General features: G+C 71.5%; 16 protein-coding genes. 8 read left to right on the top strand and 8 right to left on the bottom strand.

Going from position 1 to position 18,103, the window contains the following annotated elements:
* The first annotated feature begins 97 nt into the window (after positions 1 to 97).
* The 3 genes from AB0I67_RS10055 to AB0I67_RS10045 all read left to right on the top strand — a co-directional run bounded on the left by AB0I67_RS10055 (position 98) and on the right by AB0I67_RS10045 (position 3,236).
* On the top strand, positions 98 to 1,072 hold the full coding sequence (locus AB0I67_RS10055; RefSeq protein WP_357920599.1) for an LLM class flavin-dependent oxidoreductase: 975 nt from the start codon (positions 98 to 100) through the stop codon (positions 1,070 to 1,072).
* Between the two features lie 98 nt (positions 1,073 to 1,170).
* Positions 1,171 to 1,842: a GntR family transcriptional regulator gene (locus AB0I67_RS10050; protein ID WP_357920597.1), complete on the top strand. Its 672-nt coding sequence runs from the start codon at positions 1,171 to 1,173 to the stop codon at positions 1,840 to 1,842.
* Positions 1,839 to 3,236 (top strand): MFS transporter, encoded by a 1,398-nt coding sequence (locus AB0I67_RS10045; RefSeq protein WP_357920594.1) that lies wholly within the window; start codon positions 1,839 to 1,841, stop codon positions 3,234 to 3,236. The genes AB0I67_RS10050 and AB0I67_RS10045 overlap by 4 nt, the downstream gene beginning before the upstream one ends.
* 159 nt (positions 3,237 to 3,395) lie before the next feature.
* Here AB0I67_RS10045 and AB0I67_RS10040 read toward each other — a convergent pair whose 3' ends face one another.
* Both AB0I67_RS10040 and AB0I67_RS10035 read right to left on the bottom strand, forming a co-directional pair.
* The gene (locus AB0I67_RS10040) at positions 3,396 to 5,447 is read right to left on the bottom strand and encodes a protein kinase (RefSeq protein ID WP_357920591.1); all 2,052 of its coding nucleotides are present in this window, start codon (positions 5,445 to 5,447) and stop codon (positions 3,396 to 3,398) included.
* 95 nt (positions 5,448 to 5,542) lie between these two features.
* Entirely contained in the window at positions 5,543 to 6,262 is a 720-nt protein-coding gene (locus AB0I67_RS10035) for a M50 family metallopeptidase (protein ID WP_357920588.1), read from the bottom strand.
* Between the two features lie 34 nt (positions 6,263 to 6,296).
* Between AB0I67_RS10035 and AB0I67_RS10030 the strand changes: the two genes are divergently transcribed.
* From AB0I67_RS10030 to AB0I67_RS10020, 3 genes are read left to right on the top strand one after another with little or no spacing between them, the layout of a single operon-like run.
* Entirely contained in the window at positions 6,297 to 7,175 is an 879-nt protein-coding gene (locus AB0I67_RS10030) for an amidohydrolase family protein (RefSeq protein WP_357920586.1), read from the top strand.
* Between the two features lie 8 nt (positions 7,176 to 7,183).
* The gene (locus AB0I67_RS10025) at positions 7,184 to 7,660 is read left to right on the top strand and encodes a nuclear transport factor 2 family protein (RefSeq protein WP_357920584.1); all 477 of its coding nucleotides are present in this window, start codon (positions 7,184 to 7,186) and stop codon (positions 7,658 to 7,660) included.
* Positions 7,648 to 8,772, top strand: a complete 1,125-nt coding sequence (locus tag AB0I67_RS10020; RefSeq protein ID WP_357920581.1) for a magnesium and cobalt transport protein CorA — start codon at positions 7,648 to 7,650, stop codon at positions 8,770 to 8,772. Before AB0I67_RS10025 ends, AB0I67_RS10020 begins: the two co-directional genes overlap by 13 nt.
* Here the strand turns inward: AB0I67_RS10020 and AB0I67_RS10015 are convergent.
* Complete coding sequence (locus tag AB0I67_RS10015) at positions 8,767 to 9,420, bottom strand: DUF4352 domain-containing protein (RefSeq protein ID WP_357920578.1); 654 nt, start codon at positions 9,418 to 9,420, stop codon at positions 8,767 to 8,769. The two genes, AB0I67_RS10020 and AB0I67_RS10015, sit on opposite strands and share 6 nt — an antisense overlap.
* A gap of 270 nt (positions 9,421 to 9,690) precedes the next feature.
* The gene (locus tag AB0I67_RS10010; protein ID WP_357920575.1) at positions 9,691 to 11,916 is read right to left on the bottom strand and encodes a thiamine pyrophosphate-dependent enzyme; all 2,226 of its coding nucleotides are present in this window, start codon (positions 11,914 to 11,916) and stop codon (positions 9,691 to 9,693) included.
* Between the two features lie 194 nt (positions 11,917 to 12,110).
* Here AB0I67_RS10010 and AB0I67_RS10005 point away from each other — a divergent pair, with 194 nt between their 5' ends.
* Positions 12,111 to 13,484, top strand: coding sequence for a hypothetical protein (locus tag AB0I67_RS10005; RefSeq protein WP_357920572.1), 1,374 nt, complete (start codon positions 12,111 to 12,113; stop codon positions 13,482 to 13,484).
* 54 nt (positions 13,485 to 13,538) lie between these two features.
* On the opposite strand, the gene AB0I67_RS10000 is transcribed toward AB0I67_RS10005, so the two are convergent.
* The 4 genes from AB0I67_RS10000 to AB0I67_RS09985 all read right to left on the bottom strand — a co-directional run bounded on the left by AB0I67_RS10000 (position 13,539) and on the right by AB0I67_RS09985 (position 16,489).
* Positions 13,539 to 14,393 carry an ABC transporter permease gene (locus AB0I67_RS10000; protein WP_357920569.1) on the bottom strand — a complete coding sequence of 285 codons (855 nt, stop codon included), beginning with the start codon at positions 14,391 to 14,393 and terminating at the stop codon, positions 13,539 to 13,541.
* Positions 14,390 to 15,364, bottom strand: a complete 975-nt coding sequence (locus AB0I67_RS09995) for an ATP-binding cassette domain-containing protein (protein WP_357920566.1) — start codon at positions 15,362 to 15,364, stop codon at positions 14,390 to 14,392. The genes AB0I67_RS10000 and AB0I67_RS09995 overlap by 4 nt, the downstream gene beginning before the upstream one ends.
* Positions 15,361 to 15,828 carry a PadR family transcriptional regulator gene (locus AB0I67_RS09990; protein WP_357920563.1) on the bottom strand — a complete coding sequence of 156 codons (468 nt, stop codon included), beginning with the start codon at positions 15,826 to 15,828 and terminating at the stop codon, positions 15,361 to 15,363. Before AB0I67_RS09990 ends, AB0I67_RS09995 begins: the two co-directional genes overlap by 4 nt.
* A gap of 82 nt (positions 15,829 to 15,910) precedes the next feature.
* A complete protein-coding gene (locus AB0I67_RS09985) occupies positions 15,911 to 16,489 on the bottom strand; it encodes a TetR/AcrR family transcriptional regulator (protein WP_357920560.1) in 579 nt (192 codons plus the stop codon).
* Between the two features lie 47 nt (positions 16,490 to 16,536).
* Between AB0I67_RS09985 and AB0I67_RS09980 the strand changes: the two genes are divergently transcribed.
* Positions 16,537 to 18,102, top strand: coding sequence for a carboxyl transferase domain-containing protein (locus tag AB0I67_RS09980; RefSeq protein WP_357920557.1), 1,566 nt, complete (start codon positions 16,537 to 16,539; stop codon positions 18,100 to 18,102).
* Position 18,103: the final 1 nt, after the last annotated feature.

The following is an 18,103-nucleotide window of genomic DNA, read 5'->3' as shown; positions in this document are numbered from 1 at the left end:
ACCGGCCCGCTCGAGAACCGGCCGCTCGAGAACCGGCTCGCGTGACAACTGGCTCGCGTGACAACCGGCTCGCTTGGGAACTGAGAGGAAACCTGTCATGGAATTCGGCCTGTTGCTGCCGCACTTCGGGGAGTTCGCCGACCGGGACCGCCTGCTGCGCGGCTCGCAACGCGCGGAGGAACTGGGCTTCGACTCGGTGTGGGTGCGCGACCACCTGGTCTTCGAGCCGCACGGCGAGATGGAGTCACCCAACCGCGAGTTCTACGACGCGCTGACCACGTTGACCGCGATCGGCGCGGTGACCAGCCGGATCAAGCTGGGCACCGGCTCGCTGATCCCGTTCCGGCACCCCCTGACCACCGCCCTGCAGATCGGCACCATGACGCAACTCGTCGGCGACCGACTGATCCTGGGCTTCGGCGCGGGCACCTTCCAGCACGAGTTCGACGCCATCGGCTGGGGCGACCGCGACCGGGTCTCGCTGGTGCGCAGCAACGCGCACATCCTGCGCAAGGTCGCCCTGGAGAACGAGGTCTCCTACACCGACGAGAACTTCACCTTCACCGACGTGAGCATCGAGCCCAAGCCGCTCGGCGGCCCGGTGCCCTTCTGGTACTGCGGAGCCACCCCGCGCAGTGCCCGCCTGGCGGTCGAGTTCGCCGACGGCTGGATGCCCGGCCGCATCTCGCTGGGCGGCATCGCCAAGCGGGTGGCGACCATGCGCGAGCTGTCGGAGGAGCGGGGCCGCAAGGTCCCCACCGTCGCGGTCATCCCGCCCACCTCCATCGCCGAGACGCGCGCCGAGGCGCTCAAGGACGTCAACATCCCCGGCCTGCTGGCCTGGGCGAACAAGGCCAAGTTCGCCGTCAAGCCGCCCTCCGGCCGCTTCGAGACCGTCGAGGACCTGGAGGGCCAGCTCATCGTGGGCGACCCGGACCAGGTGGTCGAGGAGGTCAAGAAGTTCGAGGCGGTCGGCGTCGAGCACCTCGTCTTCGACTTCCGCTTCTCCTTCCCGCGCTGGTTCGAGGTGATCGATCTGCTCGGGACCCAGGTGCTGCCCCGACTGCGCTGAGAGCTGTGCCAGGATTGGATCCACACGAGGGATCCAAGGGGGAGGAACAGGGAGTGGACACCGCGACCACGCCCTCGCTCGACGGAGTTGTCGCCCGCATGTCCGCTGGATACAAAACCGTCGGGCAGATGGCCTACGACGTCATTCGCGAGTGCATCATCACCGGGGTCATGGCTCCCGGCGAGCACCTTCGCCAGGAGGAGCTCGCCGAGCGGCTGGGCGTCTCGCGCATCCCGGTGCGCACCGCGCTGATGCAACTGGAGGCGGAAGGGCTGGTCTCCTTCCACCCGCATCGTGGCGCCGTCGTCCGCACCCTCACCGTCGAGCAGGTCCGGGAGATCTACGAGCTGCGCGTGCTGCTGGAGTCGCACGCGCTGCGCAAGTCGATCGCCCGGATGACCTCGGCCCGCGCGGCCCGGCTGCGCGAGCTCGGCACCGCGCTCGACGAGCCGCACGACAGCTCCTCGCTGGCCGAGGAGCGGGCCGACTTCTACCGCGAGCTCTACGACGCCGCCGAGAACCCGGTGGCCGTCGGCATCATCGAGGACCTGCGCAACTCGGTCGGCAGCTACCTGCTGGGCCTGCGCGTCGGCCACGACCAGGGCGGCCACCGCGAGCTGGCCAAGCTCGCCGCCCGCGGCGACACCGACGCCGCGGTCAGCCACCTGGAGGAACACCTCGCCATCGTGGCGCGCCGGATCATCGCGGTGCTGTCGGAGGAGGCCGAGACCGCGCCGGTCACCCGCCCGCGCCGCCGCAAGTCCTCGTGAGCGGCAGGCGCGGACCGGTCGCCGCCGGGCTGATGATGTCGATGGCGCTGGCCGCCATCGACGGCACCATCGTCGCCACCGCGGTGCCCGCCATCGTCCGCGACCTCGGCCAGTTCTCGCTGTTCGCCTGGGTCATCGCCGGCTACATGCTGGCCCAGGCGGTCTGCACGCCCATCTACGGCAAGCTGGCCGACCAGTTCGGCCGCCGGCCCATGCTGGCGCTCGGCATGGCCATCTTCCTGGCCGGCTCGCTCCTGGCCGGGGTGGCGTGGAGCATGCCGGTCCTCATCGCCGCCCGCGTCGTGCAGGGGGTGGGCGCGGGGGCGATCCAGTCGATCGTGCAGGTGATCGCCGCCGACCTCTACCCGCTGGAGGAACGCGGCAAGATCGCCGGACTGCTCTCCTCGGTGTGGGGCGTCTCGGCCCTGGTCGGCCCGGCCGTCGGCGGCGTGCTGTCGGAGCTGGCGAGCTGGCGGTGGATCTTCCTGCTCAACCTGCCCGTGGGCGTCGCGGCGATCGTGATGATCTCCGTGTACTTCCGCGAACAGGTCGAGCGCAAGCCCGGCCGGGTGGACGTGCTGGGCGCGGTGCTGCTGGCCGGTGGCGTGGTCGCCGTCATGCTCGGCCTGCAGCAGGCGGCCTGGTGGCTGATCGCGGTCGGCGTCGTCGTGCTGGGCGGCTTCGCCTGGTGGGAGCGGAAGGCGGCCGAGCCGCTGATCCCGCCATGGGTCTGGCGTGACCGCGTGCTGCTCGGCTCCTTCCTCGGCAGCGCCGTCGTCGGCATGGTGCTGGTCGGGCCCTCGGTCTACCTGCCCACCTATGCCCAGGGCGTGCTCGGCGCGAGCGCCGTCGCCGCCGGCTTCGCCCTGGCCGTCCAGTCCATCGGCTGGCCCATCTCGGTGAGCCTGTCGGCCCGGCTCTACCTCAAGTACGGCTTCCGCGACACCGCCCTGGTCGGCCTCACCCTCATCGGCGTCTCCGCGATCGGCTTCTCCGTCATGGTGCCCAGCGTCCTCTACATGGGCGTCTGTGCCTTCGTCAACGGGGCCGGGCTGGGGCTGGTCTCGGTCAGCATGCTGGTCGGCGCCCAGAACACCGTCGGCTGGGACCGCCGCGGGGTGGTCACCGGGGGTGTCATCTTCTTCCGTATCGGTGGCGGTGCGCTCGGTGCGGCCATCCTGGCCACCGTCGCCAACTCCACCCTCGCCGCCCGCCTCGACGGCCACGGCTCCGTGGACGAGGCCGCCCGAGCCCTTGAGCGGGGCGGCGAGGGCCTCGATTCGGTACGGCAGGCCCTCGCGGACGCGGTGCACCACGTGTTCCTGGGCATGCTCGTGATCACCGCGCTCGGTGTGGCCGCGGTTTTGATCATCCCGAGAAACCGGCCGCAGTAGCCCCGCCCTCCCAGTTCGGACCGCTCAGGGGTGCGCGGCCCGCTCCCGGCTGGGCGAGCGCGGGTCGGTTGCTCGGACCTTTCACCGGACGGGACCACTCTCTGGCTGTAACGGGGGACGGGCGCTCGGGACCGTCCGCTGGATCCACCGGTGGGCGGGTCAGTTGCTCGGGACGGCTCCTCGGATGCACACCGGCTCCGACCAGGCCACCGTGCTCGCCTCCGAGATCTGCAACGGCACCCCGATCAGGAAGCAGTAGCCGGTGCCCCGCGCCAGCCCCACCACCCTGGCCGTCGTCGTGCCCGGCTCCAGCGGGGTCAGCGGCTGCTGGCCGTCCGCCGGGGCGCGCTGGATGACCAGCGGGTACCGCCTGGCCTCGGCGGGCAGCTTCCACCGCAGGGTCACCGTCACGCCCTGGTCGGCCGTCACCTTCACCTGCCGTGGACGCAGGGCGGCCAGGGCCTTCTCGTCCACCGGGGGCGGAGTGGCCCGCTGCTCCTCCTTGGCCGGCGCCTGGGTTCCTGTGGCCTGCGTCCCCGTGCCCGCCGGGTCGGCCTGGCGCAGGACGAACACCGCCACAGCCACCCCGACCACCGCCACCACGAGTGCGGCCACTCCGGCGATCACCTTGCCCTTGCCACCGCCTTGCTTCGCCGTACCGGCCGCGGCCCGGCTCAACGTGGGCACCCCCGGCGGCACAGGCGCCCCCGCCGGCAGCCCAGTGGAGCCCACCGGCCCCCCATCCGGCCCTCCGCGCGCCCACCCGCCCGGCCCCGCGGACGCAGCGACCGGCCCCCCGGCAGCCCACTCGCCCTGCCCCCCTCCACCGGCCGCGTGGCTCGGCTGGGCAGCGGTCGGCCGACCCGAAGCCGAGGGTCGCGAGTGTGGTGGCTGTGTGGTGGGGGTGGATGGGGGAGTGCCGGGCTGGTCGAGGGAGCGCCAGCGGTCGGCTGCCTCGGGGGAGCGGGCGTGGGCCGACTCCCGGACCCCGCCGCCCGGCCCACCGCCGTCCACCGGAGAGCCGGCCGCCTGCCCGAACGCCCCCGGCGCCCCGCCGAACGGCTCGGGCGGCGTGAAGGGCGAGCTCGTGCTCGGCCCGGTCGCCCCCGACGGACCCACGGGCCTGGGCGCGGGGGACCCGGTAACCGGAAACCCAGCCGCCGCCCCCGAAAACGGATCCGACCCCCCGAAGCCTGAGCCGCCAACCCCCGGTCCACCTGGCCCACCGAGGCCAGGCCCGCCGACCTCCGGACCTCCCGATCCGGGTCCACCGACCCCTTGGCCACCCGGTCCACCGAAGCCAGGCCCGCCAACCCCCTGACCCCCCGAGCCGGCGCGGGGGATGGTGGGGGTGGCCGGGCCCGGGTCGGGGGCGATGAGGTCGGTGACCGGGAGGCCGAGCTCGGCCTGGACCTCCTGCAGCCGCTGCGCCAGGGCCCGTGCCGTGCCGTACCGTTCGTGCGGCTTCTTGGCCATGGCCCGCAGCACGACCTCGACCACCACCCCCGGCACGTCCGCCCGGTTGATGGGCGGCGGCTCGTTGGACAGCACCCGGAACATCAGCGGCGCGATCGACGGATCGGTAGGGCTGTGGAAGGCGGGCTTGCCGGCCAGCAGGTGGTAGAGCGTGGACCCGAGGGAGTAGATGTCGGTGGAGGCGGTGTGCGGCTGCCCGCTGAGGACCTCGGGCGCGGCGTGCAGCGGGGTGAAGGCGTGCGCGGTGGCCGAGATCTCGGAGGAGTCGACGACCCGGGCCACGCCGAAGTCGGCGATGGCCGGCTCGCCGTACCGCGAGATGAGGATGTTCTGCGGCTTGATGTCCCCGTGCAGGACGCCCGCCTCGTGCACGGCGGCCAGCGCGCCGGCCAGCTTGACGCCGGCGCGCAGGACGTCGGCCAGGGGGAAGGGCCCGTCGCGGGTGATCCGGTCGCGCAGGGAGCCGTTCTCGAAGTAGTCCATCGCGATGTACGGCTTGCCGGACCGGGTGGAGCCGGTGTCGAAGACGGTGACCACGTTCGGGTGCCCGGTGAGCCGCCCGGTGAGCTGGAGTTCGCGCTGGAAGCGCCGCATGGTGCGCTGGTCGACCCGGTCGACCGAGAGCACCTTGAGCGCGACGAGGCGGTCGAGGCGTTCCTGGTAGGCGCGGTACACGACGGCGAACCCGCCACGCCCGGCCTCGTCGAGCACCCGGTAGCCGGGTGCGTCGTCCACTGGCTGCACTGCCCCACACTCCCCCGTGCTCCCCGTGTCGCGGCGAGTTTAGTGTGATTTCCGAAATCGCAGGGTGTGTCGGGGTATTTGTGACCTCAGCCCACGAGCGCGGCGAGCGCCGGGCGGATCATGAGCCAGCCGCCGCCCGCGACCGCCACGCCGGAGACGAGCAGGAAGAACAGCACGTAGAAGCCACCCGGCAGGAAGGTGAGCCGCGCGAGCTGGTCGGCGTCGGAGTCGGGCGCCTGGTGGCGGCGGCGCTTGCGTTGCAGCTCCAGGATCGGCCGGACGCCGCCGAAGAGCAGGAACCAGACGCCGAGGTGGGCGGCGAACTGCTGGCCCTGCTCGGGCAGGTACATCGACAGCGCGAAGACCGCCCCGCCGGTGACCAGCAGGATCAGCCCGCCGTACAGGTTGCGGATGAGCAGGAGCATGCAGGTCAGGAAGAGCAGGACCGCCCAGAACAGCAGGGTGATCCGCCCCTGGGCGGTCAGCCAGGCGGCGGCCAGGCCGAGCAGCGAGGGGGCGATGTACCCGGCGAGGGCGGTCAGGACCATGCCGGGCCCGTTGGGCCGGCCGCGGGTCAGCGTGACGCCGGAGGTGTCGGAGTGCAGCCGGATGCCCTGCAGCTTGCGCCTGGTCAGCAGGGCGGCGAGCGCGTGGCCGCCTTCGTGGGCGATGGTGATCAGCCCCCGGGACAGCGGCCAGGTGGCGCGGGTGCCGACCAGGATGAGTGCGGCCAGCGCCGCGACGAGCGCGACCCACGCGGGAGGGGCGTCTTGCGCCGCGGTGAGATAGGCCCAGAGCTTGTCCATCGAGAAATGACCTTATCCCGCTAGAGTCTTTGCCGTGGCTCTAGAACATGATTCTGACGTCCCCGCGTGGTGGGCCGCGCTGGGCCTTCCGGGCCTCATCGACCTGCACACCCATTTCCTGCCGGAGCGAATGGAACGCCGCGTCTGGCATCACTTCCGGCACGGCGGCCCGCTCATGGGCGACGGCTGGAAGATCACCTACGAGTGGCCGGTCGCCGACCGGGTGGCGCGGCTGCGCGAGCTGGGCGTGCGGACCTTCACCGCCCTGCCGTACGCGCACCGGCCGGGCATGGCCGCCGACCTCAACGCCTGGACCCTGGACTTCGCCCGCCGCACGCCCGGCTGCCTGCCGTCCGCCACCTTCTATCCCGAACCCGGCGTCCTGGACTACGTCCGGGAGGCGCTCGACGCGGGCGCGCGCATCTTCAAGCTGCACCTCCAGGTCGGCGGCTTCGACCCGCGCGTGCCCGAGCTCGATCCCGTCTGGGCGGAGCTGGCCGAGCGCGGCCTGCCGATCGTGGTGCACGCCAGCTCGGTGCCGGTGCCCGGCGGCTACGTGGGCGTCGAGCCGATCGAGCGGGTGCTGCGCCGCCATCCGGCGTCGCGCGTGGTCATCGCCCATCTCGGCATGCCGGAGTACGGGGACTTCCTGGCCCTCGCCGAGCGCTATCCGCGGGTCGTGCTCGACACCACGATGACCTTCACCGACTTCGCCGAGCTCGGCATGCCCTTCCCGGCCGCGCTGCGCCCGGCCCTGCTTGAGCTGGGTCTGGCGGGGAAGGTGGTGCTCGGCAGTGACTTCCCGACCATCCCGCATCCGTATGCGCACCAATTGCAGGCTCTTGACCGGCTCGATCTGGGTGACGCCTGGTTGAGGGCCGTATGCTGGCACAACGGTGCGGCCATGATCTGATAGGAACCGTGAACGACCAGCATGCGGCGCTCGTGAGCGCCTTCTTCGACGCGTTGGGCCGGGGCGACCTCGACGCCATGGCGCGCTGCTACCACCCCGAGGTGAGCTTCGCCGACCCCGTCTTCCAGGACGTCGAGGGCCGCGACCGCGTCATGGCGATGTGGGCCCTGCAACTGGGCGGGCGCGGCGGGCTGCGCGCCGATTTCCACGACGTGACCACGAACGACCACACCGCCACCGCGCACTGGAGCGCGCACTACACCTTCACCGGCACCGGCCGCGAGGTGGACAACCACATCGAGTCCTTCTTCCGCTTCGACGACTCGCTGATCGTCCGCCACCGCGACGAGTTCGACTTCCGCCACTGGTCGCGCAGCGCGCTCGGCCGGCCGGTCGGCCTGATCCTCGGCTGGACGCCGGGCTTCCGCAAGTCCATCCGCGACCGGGCCCGGCAGGCGCTGGAAGAGGCCGCATGGCGAGGGTGAAGGGCTTCCTGCGCGGCGGCGTCCGGTCCGAGCCGCCCGAGCAGTCGATGGACCCGCGCGCCGACGAGGAGGAGGACAGCCCTCCGGCGATGCCGACCGTCCTCGACAACGCCCTCTACGTCGACGGTTACCGGGTGGAGACGCCCAGCTCGCTGGCCAACGCCTTCGAGAAGCTCAAGTCCACCCCCGACAGCATGGCCTGGATCGGGCTCTACCGGCCGAAGGACTGGGAGCTGGCCAAGCTCGCCGAGGAGTTCGACCTGCACGAGCTGGCGCTGGAGGACGCCATCGTCGGCCACCAGCGCCCGAAGGCCGACCGCTACGGCGACACCCTCTTCGTCGTGCTGCGCGCCGCGCGCTACCTCGACGCCGAGGAGGAGGTCGCCTTCGGCGAGGTCCACGTCTTCGTCGGCCCCAACTACGTGATCACCGTACGGCACGCCGAGTCCCCCGACCTGGCGGTGGTACGGCGGCGCATGGAGTCCGACCCCGAGCTGCTGCGCGAGGGCCCGCAGGCCGTGCTCTACGCCATCCTCGACGCCGTCGTCGACGGCTACGCCCCGGTCGTCGCCGGGCTGCAGAAGGACATCGACGAGATCGAGGTCCAGGTCTTCGGCGGCGACCCCGCGGTCTCCCGCCGCGTCTACGAGCTGTCGGTCGAGGTGCTGGAGTTCCAGCGCGCCACCCGCCCGCTCGTGCCCATGATCGACGGCCTGATCCGCAACGCCGGCCGCTTCGGCGCCGGCGAGGATCTGCGCTCCTATCTGCGCGACGTGAGCGACCACGCGATCACCGTCTCCGAGCGGGTGGCCGACTTCCGGCAGAACCTCAACGACATCCTCGTGGTCAACTCCACCCTGGTCACCCAGGCGCAGAACGACGAGATGGCCAAGATGACCCAGGCCAGCATCCAGCAGGGCGAGGAGGTCAAGAAGATCTCCGCCTGGGCGGCCATCCTGTTCGCGCCCACCCTGGTCGGCACCATCTACGGGATGAACTTCGACTTCATGCCCGAGACGCACTGGACGCTGGGCTACCCGTTCGCGGTCTTCCTCATGGGCACCGTCTGCGTGATCCTCTACCTGGTCTTCAAGCGCCGCGACTGGCTATGACAGGCTCCAGGAGCCCTTCTGCCCGCCGGACGGGCTCGCCGCGAACTGGAAACTCGCCGGTTGCGCCGCCGCGGGCAGCTCGAACACGATCAGCCCCGTGCTCCTGCCGCCCGGCGCGACGGTGAGCGGGCCGACGAAGGTGGTCCCCTCCTGCACGGTGCCCGCCACCGGCCGGTACTGCCGGCCGTCCTGGTCGGTCAGGCCGGCGCTGGAGATCGGGAAGCCGGTGTAGGCGCTCGTCCCGGCGTTCGACACCGACAGCTCGACCGCGACGTGGCGGTTGCCCGCGGCGGGCCGCAGGAGCGGGTCGGTGGGGGTCACGCTGGACAGCAGCCGGCCGGCGGTGACCGACACCCGCACGCTCGCGCTGTCGCCCTCCAGGGTGAGGCTCTCGCCGAGCGCCACGGCGTCCACCGGCTGCCCGGGCGCGGGCGAGCCGGCGTAGGGCGTCCGGGCGTACAGGCCGGAGACCGACGGGGACGAGGACGGGGAGCCGTTGGCGACGGCCTGGCCGACCCGTGGCTCGTCCAGCACGATCGACAGCGTGTAGGCCGCGCCGCCGAGCAGCAGCGGCAGGCCGAGCACGAGCAGGAGGATCAGCGTCAGGTTGGCGCCCGGCTCGTGCGGCGGCGGGCCGGGATGGGACACGAGGGGCTCCTAGCGGGGGGACGGCCCGGAACGAAAGATCATATACACCCCCAGATCCCCGGGGCCAGCACTCAAAGCCATGGTCAAGAAAGCGAACCGCCCCCGCCGGTCACGTACCGTTACCGAGCGTGACGACAAGGGGGAGCGCCATGCGCGCAGGCAAGCAGACCACCGCGGTGACGACGGCTCTCGCCGTGCTGGCCGTGGGAGCCGCCGCCATCCTCGCGGTGATGCTGGGCTGAGCCCCGCTCAGCTCAGCATCAGCCCGGCTCAGGTGAGCAGCTTGCGGGCCGCCTCCTCGATCTGCTCCTCCGACAGCAGCACGTGGTCGGCCGCCCCGCCGAGCGGGATGAAGCTGTCGGCGGAGGTCACCCGGGCCAGCGAGCCGGTGAACCCGGCGTCGAGCAGTTCGGCGACGATGCCCTCCGAGACGCCGGCCGAGCGGCGGGTCTCGTCGGCGATGAGCACCTTGCCGGTCAGCTCGGCCGAGCGCATCAGGTCGTCGATCGGCAGCGGCGCCAGCCAGCGCAGGTCGAGCACCCGGCAGCTGTAGCCCTCCTGCGTCAGCCGTACCGCGGCCCGCAGGCTCATCCGCAGCCCGTTGCCGAAGGTGACGATGGTCAGGTCGCGGCCGTCGCCGTAGGAGCGGGCGCGGCCGATCGGCACGTGCGTCTCGCTCCACCGCGCGGGCGGGGCGTAGGGCGCGAGCCAGCCGCCGTCGCCCTCGTCGAACAGGTCGCGCGTGTGGTAGAGCGCGATCGGCTCCAGGTAGACGCTGACCGTGCCGCTGGTGCGGGCGGCGGCCAGGCAGGTGCGCATCATCGCCGAGGCGTCGTCGGGCCGGGCGGGCGCGGCGATGACCAGGCCGGGGATGTCGCGCAGCGCGCCGATGGCGTTGTCGTTGTGGAAGTGCCCGCCGAAGCCCTTCTGGTAGGCGAGCCCAGCCACCCGCACGACCATCGGGTTGACGTAGGCGCCCTGGGAGAAGAAGGAGAGCGTCGCCGCCTCGCCGCGGATCTGGTCGAGCGCGTTGTGCAGGTAGGCGAGGTACTGGATCTCCGGCACCGGGATCATGCCGGTGACGCCCGCGCCCAGCGCCAGGCCCAGGATGGCCTGCTCGTCGAGGTGGGTGTCGAAGACGCGGCCGGCGCCGAAGCGCTTCTGCAGGCCGCGGGTGATGCCGTAGACGCCGCCCTTCCTGGCCACGTCCTCGCCGAAGACCATCAGGTCGGGGTAGACGGCCAGCGCGTCGGCGAGCGTCCGGTTGATCGCCTGGGCCAGCGTGGCGGGCTTGTCGTGCTCGGGCAGCGTGCCGCCGAAGGCCTTCTCCCGGGCGGCCGGGGCGGCGGCGACCGGGCTGATCTTGGCGATGAGGTCGGCGTCGCGCGGCGCGATCGGGGCCATCACCTCGGCGGCGCTGCCCAGCCGCGGGCCGCGGGCGGCCTCGGCGGCCATGCGCAGCACCAGCTCGCGCTCGGCCTCGTACATCTTGATCAGTTCGTCGGGGGTGGCCAGGCCGGCCTCGACCAGCAGGCGAGCCGTGCCGAGCAGGGGGTCGCGGGCCAGGTCGGCGCGGATGTCGCGGGCGGGACGGTAGGCCGACTCGACGTCGGAGCCGGCGTGCCCCATCAGCCGGACCGTGGACAGCCGCAGGAAGGCGGGGGAGCGGCTGGTGCGCACGTGCTCGGCGGCGCGCATCGCGGCGTCGTAGGCGTCGGCCAGGTCGCAGCCGTCGGCCTCGAAGTAGGTGATGCCCGGCCGCCGGCTGGCGTTGCGCACCCAGTCCTTGGGCGTCTTGACGCTGATGCCGATGCCGTTGTCCTCGCAGACGAACAGGATCGGCATCGCCTGGCCCTGGTAGGTCGCGTAGGAGGCGGTGTTGAGCCCCGACTGGGCGCTGGCGTGGTTGAGCGAGGCGTCGCCGAAGCTGCACACCGCGATCGCGTCCTCGCCCCAGCGGGGCGGCGTCTCGAGCTGGAGCGCGCGTTCGCGCTCGATGGCGAAGGCCACGCCCACCGCGCGGGGCAGGTGGCTGGCGATGGTCGAGGTCTGCGGGATGACCGACAGCTCGGGGTGGCCGAAGACCTTGTGCCGGCCGCCGGCGATCGGCTCGCCGGTCGAGGCGACCAGGCCCAGCAGCACGTCGCGCAGGCCCTGCTCGGGCAGGCGGTCGGCCAGGGCCGAGCGGGTCAGGTAGAAGGCGCCGGAGCGGTAGTGCAGGAGGGCCGGGTCGTCCACGCGCACGGCCGCGGCGACCGCCGCGTTGCCCTCGTGGCCCGAGGAGCCGATCGTGTAGTAGCCCTCGTCCTGCTCGCGCAGCCATCTGGCGGCGATGTCGAGCAGCCGGCTGCCGAGCTGGTGCCGATACAGCTCACGGCACCGTTGCCCGGTGAGCGTCGTGCCCTCGCGGATCGGACGCCCCGGGTCCCGGGGGGTGCCCGGGCTCAGCGCCTCAACCGCCTGGATGAACTGTGTCTCAACAGTGTCGCGCGCCACATGCCCGATTATGCCCCCCAGGACGCTACTCGCGAGGTGACATGTTGCGGGCCGCTGGATTTGACCGTGATCCATAACAGGTTGTCAGGATTTTCAACCTTTTCCGGCTCCCGCGCGTCTACTAGAAGGAGCGTGGCACCCTCAATGCCGCGTTCAACCCAACGGGAGTTTCCCTAGGGAAGGACGGAACCTCGATGTTTCATCGCATCCGGGCCGCCGTCGTAGCGCTCGCCGTGGGCGCCGGAGCCTTAGCTCTGGCCCCTGCCGCGGGCGCCGCTGCAGCGGCCGCCCCCGATCCCGAGCTGTCGAAGCTGTCGGTGAGCCCCGACACCCTCGACGTCACCGCCGCCCCCGGCCGGGTGACGGTCACCTTCGACTCGGTGGGCTACGACACGGCCTCGATCCGCTGGTCCGGCCCGGGATCCCCGGCCGACGCCAGTGGGCCGACGAAGACCGGCACGAGCGGGGACAAGACCTCGTGGAAGGCCAGCGCGGTCTTCGACGCCGACAACGCCGGCGACTGGACCGTGGCGGTCACCGCCAGGAAGTCCGGCATCGCCGACAACACCAACACCGCGACCTTCAAGGTCACGGTGAAGAGCAAGCTCGACACGAAGATCGTCGACTTCGACGCCGACCCCGACGCCGTCCGCAGGGGTGGCACCATCACCGCCTCGGGCCAGCTCAAGCTGGAGCGGAGCGGCTGGAAGGGCTACGAGGGTCAGCCGGTCAAGATCACCTTCCGGGCCAAGGGCACCGACGCCTACGCGCACATCACCACCACGACGACCGGCCGTGACGGCTGGTTCCGCGCGCGGGTGAAGGCCGAGACCACCGGCTGGTGGCGGGCCGAGTTCCTGGGCAACGACAAGGCCAACGGCTCCGTCAGCGACAGCGACGGCGTCTCGGTCGGCCAGGCCGACAGCCCGAGCCGGCTCAGCTTCGACGCCTACCCCGAGCCCGTCGACAAGGGTGACGAGCTCAACTTCAAGGGCACCCTGCAGGTCCTCGGCGGCCACGGCTGGGACGGGCGCAGCGGCTACCGCGTGTCCATCCAGTTCCGCGCCGACGGCTCGCGGCACTGGGAGCACGTGACCAGCGCGGTCACCGGACGGCACGGCCGCTACGGCGCCGACGCCACCGCGGTGACCTCCGGCTGGTGGCGCGCGGTCTTCGCCGGCGCCCACGGCGTCGACGGCTCGACCAGCTCCGGCGACTGGGTCCGCGTCGAGCGGCCCACCCCGCCCCCGCCCCCGGACAAGCTGAGCAGCTCGCTGGTCAGCTTCAACGCCTACCCCGAGCCGGTCAAGCGCGGCAAGTGGCTGCACTTCAAGGGCCGCCTGCTGGTCAACGACGGCGGCTGGGAGGGCTACGAGGCCCAGGTCGGCCTCTACAAGTGGTCCAAGGGCAAGTGGCGCTTCGTGAAGACCACCTGGTCCAACGACAACGGCTACCTGCACACCAAGGTGAAGGCCTCGACCTCGGGTTACTGGAAGTTCTACTTCCGCGGTGACTCCGACGCCAAGGCCGACAGCAGCCGCAAGGACTACGTGAAGGTCAAGAAGTAACCGCATGACCGAAGGGAGCCTCCCCGCCCGGGGAGGCTCCCTTTCGTATGTCCCCTAGTCGGCGCGGCGGAACTGCGCGACCGCGATGCCGAGCAGGGCGGCGCCGATGAGCGCCACCAGGCCGAGCTCAAGCCCGACCGGCACCTGCCAGCCGAACCACTGCACGCCCGGGTTGAGCACCGCCTCGGCCTGCGCCGGCACGTCGATGCTGCCGAAGACGGCCTGCCGCATCGGGTCCACGGCGTAGGTGAGCGGGTTGACCGTGGTCAGCACGTGCAGCCACGAGGGCAGGTTGGCCAGCGGGAACATCGCCCCGGACAGGAACATCATCGGCATGATGGCCATCTGCATCAGGCCGAAGAAGGTCTGCATGTTCTTCATCCGCGCCGCCACCGTCACGCCGAAGGCGGTGATGGTGAAGGCCGCCAGGAACATCTCGCCCAGCAGCGTCAGCATCAACCCCGGCGAGTACGGCACGCCGACCAGCCCCGCCATCGCCAGGATGACGATGCCCTGCCCGACGGCGACGATCGCCCCGCCCAGGCATTTGCCGACGACGATGGCCCCGCGCGAGACCGGCGCGACGAGCATCTCGCGCAGGAAGCCGAACTCCCGGTCCCACACGATCGAGCCGGCCGAGAACATCGCGGTCATGATGACCGTCATCGAGATCATGCCGGGGTACATGAAGGTGCGGTAGTCCACGCCGGGGATGGATCCCTGCACCAGCGTGCCGAGCCCGGTGCCCATGACGAACAGCCACAGCACCGGCTGCAGCAGCATCGACGCCATCCGGGTGCGGTCGTTGACGAAGCGGAGCATCTCCCGGTGCAGCACGACCTTGATCGCCCGCAGGTCGTGCGCCATGCTGCGATCCTGGACCCGGATCGCGACCGTTTCCGCGCTCATCGGCGCACCATCGCTTTCACCCACTCGTTGCCGGTGCCCGACTCCGCGTCGCGGATGGTCGAGCCGGTGTAGTTCATGAAGACGTCGTCGAGCGAGGGCCGCGACACGCTCACCGACTTGATCGGCAGGCCCAGCTCGGCGAAGAGGCGGGGCACGAACTCCTCGCCGGAGGCGACGGCGAAGGTGACCGCGCCCTCGTGCATCGCGGCGTCCAGGCCGAAGCGCTCGCGCAGGGCCCGGATCGCCGACTCGTCGTCGCCGGTGTGGATCTGCACGCGGTCCTTGCCCACGCTGGCCTTGAGCGCCTCGGGGGAGTCGATCACCACGATCTCGCCGTGGTCGATGATGGCGATCCGGTCGCAGTGCTCGGCCTCGTCCATGTAGTGCGTGGTCATGAAGATGGTGATGTCCTCGCGGTGGCGCAGCTTGTTGATGTAGCCCCAGATCGCCGAGCGGGTCTGCGGGTCGAGGCCGACCGTGGGCTCGTCGAGGAAGAGCACGCGGGGGGAGTGCAGCAGGCCGCGGGCGATCTCCAGGCGGCGTTTCATGCCGCCGGAGAAGGTCATCACCTTGGTGTCCTTGCGGTCCCAGAGCGCGACCATCTCCATGACCTGGCGGATACGGTCGGCGACCAGGGTCTTCGGCACGCCGTACAGCTCGGCGTGGAAGCGGAGGTTCTGCTCGGCGGTGAGGTAGGTGTCGAGGGTCGGGTCCTGGAAGACCAGGCCGATGTTGGCCCTGACCTGGTCGCGCCGGCGGACCACGTCGTAGCCGGCCACCTCGGCGCGGCCGCCGGTGGGGTGGACCAGGGTGCAGAGCATGCTGATGGTGGTGGTCTTGCCGGCGCCGTTGGGGCCGAGGAAGCCGAAGACCTCGCCGGGGCGGACCTCGAAGCTGACCCCTTTGACGGCTTCGACCTTCCCGTAGGACTTCTTCAGGTCGTGGACGGCGACCGCCGCGTCCGTGTTCATGCGTCCTCCGCGAGGATCTTGAAGACCGCCTTGCGGGTCTCCTTCAACAGGGTCTTGGCCTGGGCCAGCCGGGGGGCGCCCGCGGTGCGGGCCAGGTGCAGGACGGCCTCGTTGAGCTGGCCCAGGAGCAGGTGCAGCTCGTGCCGGTCGGCCGGGACGCTGCGGGCGACCTCGTCCCACGGCGGGTCCTGCTCGTCGCGGGCGGCCGACTCCGCGCGGCCTCGCTCGGTGAGCCGGTACAGCCGGCTGCCGCCGGACTCGCCGGAGGTGACGAGCTCCTCGTCCTCCAGTTGCTGCAGGGCCGGGTAGACCGAGCCGGGGCTGGGCCGCCAGACGCCGCGGCTGCGCTCCTGGATCTCCTGGATCATCTGGTAGCCGTTCTTGTCCCCTTCGGCCAGCAGGCTCAGGAGGGCGGCGCGCACGTCGCCCCGGCGCACGGTGGGCGGATAGGGGGGATGGGACATCTCTCCTCCAACTATCGAGATACGTTAACGATATATCTAGATAGTTGGCACAACAAGGCCTTTCGGGGCCTCCGCCGGGATGTTAGTGGGCGTTAACTACGGCTTCGAGCGCGGCACGGGCCATCGTGTGCAGCAGCCGGCGCATCGCGGCCGGCGCGAGCTCGCCCGCGCTGTGCGGGGTGGAGTTGAGCAGCCCGAAAACCGCGTGCGTGGCCGCGCGCAGCCTCGGCGGCGGGCAGTCCGGCCGCAGCTCGGCCAGGACCGTCACCCACTCCTCGACGTACAGCCGCTGCAGCCGGCGGATCTGCCGCCGCGGCCGCTCGGGCAGGTTGCCCAGCTCGCGGTCGTGCAGCACGATCAGCGCGGGCTGTTCGAGGGCGAAGGTGATGTGCGCGTCCAGCAGCGCGTCCAGCGCCTCCTCGGGCGAGCGCGCGGCGGTCACCACGGCCGCGCCGCCCTCGCGCAGGCTGGAGCTGATGCCCAGCAGCATCTCGGTGAGCAGCGCCTCCTTGCCGGCGAAGTGCCGGTAGATGGCCGGGCCCGACACGCCTGCCGCGCCGCCGATCTCCTCGATCGAGGCGCCGTGGTAGCCGCGCGCGGCGAACAGGGTGGCCGCGGCGCGCAGGATCTCATCACGCCGATTGCGGGTAGGGGTGCTCACATCTCACATAGTAGACGGCTACGTTAATGGTGACTAACATTCCGCCCATGAGTGACTGGCCCGTGCTGAAGTCGGTGACCGGCGATCCCGACGTCTTCCAGCGCAACGCCGAGGCCAACACGGCCCTCGCCGCCGAGCTGCGCGCCAAGCTGGCCGCCGCCGCGCGCGGCGGCCCCGACCGGTCGCGCGAGCGCCACGTCGCCCGGGGCAAACTGCTGCCCCGCGACCGGGTCGACGGCCTGCTCGACCCCGGCTCCCGCTTCCTGGAGCTGTCGCCCCTGGCCGCCGAGGGCCTCTACGACGGCCAGGCGCCCGCCGCCGGCATCATCACCGGCGTCGGCCGCGTCTCCGGCCGCGAGTGCGTGATCGTCGCCAACGACGCCACGGTCAAGGGCGGCACGTACTACCCGATGACCGTCAAGAAGCACCTGCGCGCGCAGGAGGTGGCCCTGCACAACCACCTGCCCTGCGTCTACCTGGTCGACTCCGGCGGCGCCTTCCTGCCCAAGCAGGACGAGGTCTTCCCCGACCGCGAGCACTTCGGGCGCATCTTCTACAACCAGGCGACCATGTCCGCGCGCGGCATCCCGCAGATCGCGGCGGTCCTCGGCTCGTGCACGGCGGGCGGCGCGTACGTCCCCGCGATGAGCGACGAGGCGGTGATCGTGCGCAACCAGGGCACGATCTTCCTCGGCGGCCCGCCGCTGGTGAAGGCGGCCACCGGCGAGGAGGTCACCGCCGAGGAACTGGGCGGCGGCGACCTGCACGCGCGGGTCAGCGGCGTCACCGACCACCTCGCCGAGGACGACGCCCACGCGCTGGCCATCGTGCGCGACATCGTCTCCACGCTCGCCCCGCGCACCGCCACGCCGTGGACGCGGGCCGTACCGGAAGAGCCGCTGCACGACGCGCGCGACCTGTACGGGATCGTGCCCTCCGACACGCGCACGCCGTACGACGTGCGCGAGGTGATCGCGCGGATCGTGGACGGCTCGCGCTTCCTGGAGTTCAAGCAGGAGTACGGCACGACGCTGGTCACCGGCTTCGCGCACATCCACGGCCACCCGGTCGGGATCGTGGCCAACAACGGCATCCTGTTCGCCGAGTCGGCGCTGAAGGGCGCACACTTCATCGAGCTGTGCGACCGGCGGCAGATCCCGCTGGTGTTCCTGCAGAACATCTCCGGCTTCATGGTCGGGCGCGCCTACGAGGCGGGCGGCATCGCCAAGCACGGCGCGAAGATGGTCACCGCGGTCTCCTGCGCGCGGGTGCCCAAGCTGACCGTGATCATCGGCGGCTCGTTCGGCGCGGGCAACTACGCGATGGCCGGGCGGGCCTACTCGCCGCGCTTCCTGTGGATGTGGCCGAACGCCCGCATCTCGGTCATGGGCGGGGAGCAGGCGGCCAACGTGCTCACCACGGTGGGCGACGCCGACCCCGAGGCGATCCGCGCGCAGTACGAGCACCAGGGCAACCCCTACTACTCCACCGCCCGGCTGTGGGACGACGGGGTGATCGACCCGGTCGACACCCGTACCGTCCTGGGCCTGGCGCTCTCCGCGACGGCCAACGCGCCGCTGGAGCCGCTCGGCTACGGCGTCTTCCGGATGTGAG

The sequence above is a fragment of the Nonomuraea sp. NPDC050310 genome (assembly GCF_040655795.1).
Taxonomy (GTDB): Bacteria; Actinomycetota; Actinomycetes; order Streptosporangiales; family Streptosporangiaceae; genus Nonomuraea.
Note: the sequence above shows the minus strand (reverse complement) of the source record. Positions and strands in the feature narration are given on the sequence as shown.

Bases quoted from the DNA above. Each gene is read 5' to 3' on its own strand.
- AB0I67_RS10005 (WP_357920572.1), top strand. From the start codon at position 12,111: ATGTTTCATCGCATCCGGGCCGCCGTCGTAGCGCTCGCCGTGGGCGCC.
- AB0I67_RS10020 (WP_357920581.1), top strand. From the start codon at position 7,648: ATGGCGAGGGTGAAGGGCTTCCTGCGCGGCGGCGTCCGGTCCGAGCCG.
- AB0I67_RS10035 (WP_357920588.1), bottom strand. From the start codon at position 6,262: ATGGACAAGCTCTGGGCCTATCTCACCGCGGCGCAAGACGCCCCTCCC.
- AB0I67_RS10055 (WP_357920599.1), top strand. From the start codon at position 98: ATGGAATTCGGCCTGTTGCTGCCGCACTTCGGGGAGTTCGCCGACCGG.
- AB0I67_RS09980 (WP_357920557.1), top strand. From the start codon at position 16,537: ATGAGTGACTGGCCCGTGCTGAAGTCGGTGACCGGCGATCCCGACGTC.
- AB0I67_RS09995 (WP_357920566.1), bottom strand. From the start codon at position 15,364: ATGAACACGGACGCGGCGGTCGCCGTCCACGACCTGAAGAAGTCCTAC.
- AB0I67_RS10050 (WP_357920597.1), top strand. From the start codon at position 1,171: ATGTCCGCTGGATACAAAACCGTCGGGCAGATGGCCTACGACGTCATT.
- AB0I67_RS09990 (WP_357920563.1), bottom strand. From the start codon at position 15,828: ATGTCCCATCCCCCCTATCCGCCCACCGTGCGCCGGGGCGACGTGCGC.
- AB0I67_RS10000 (WP_357920569.1), bottom strand. From the start codon at position 14,393: ATGAGCGCGGAAACGGTCGCGATCCGGGTCCAGGATCGCAGCATGGCG.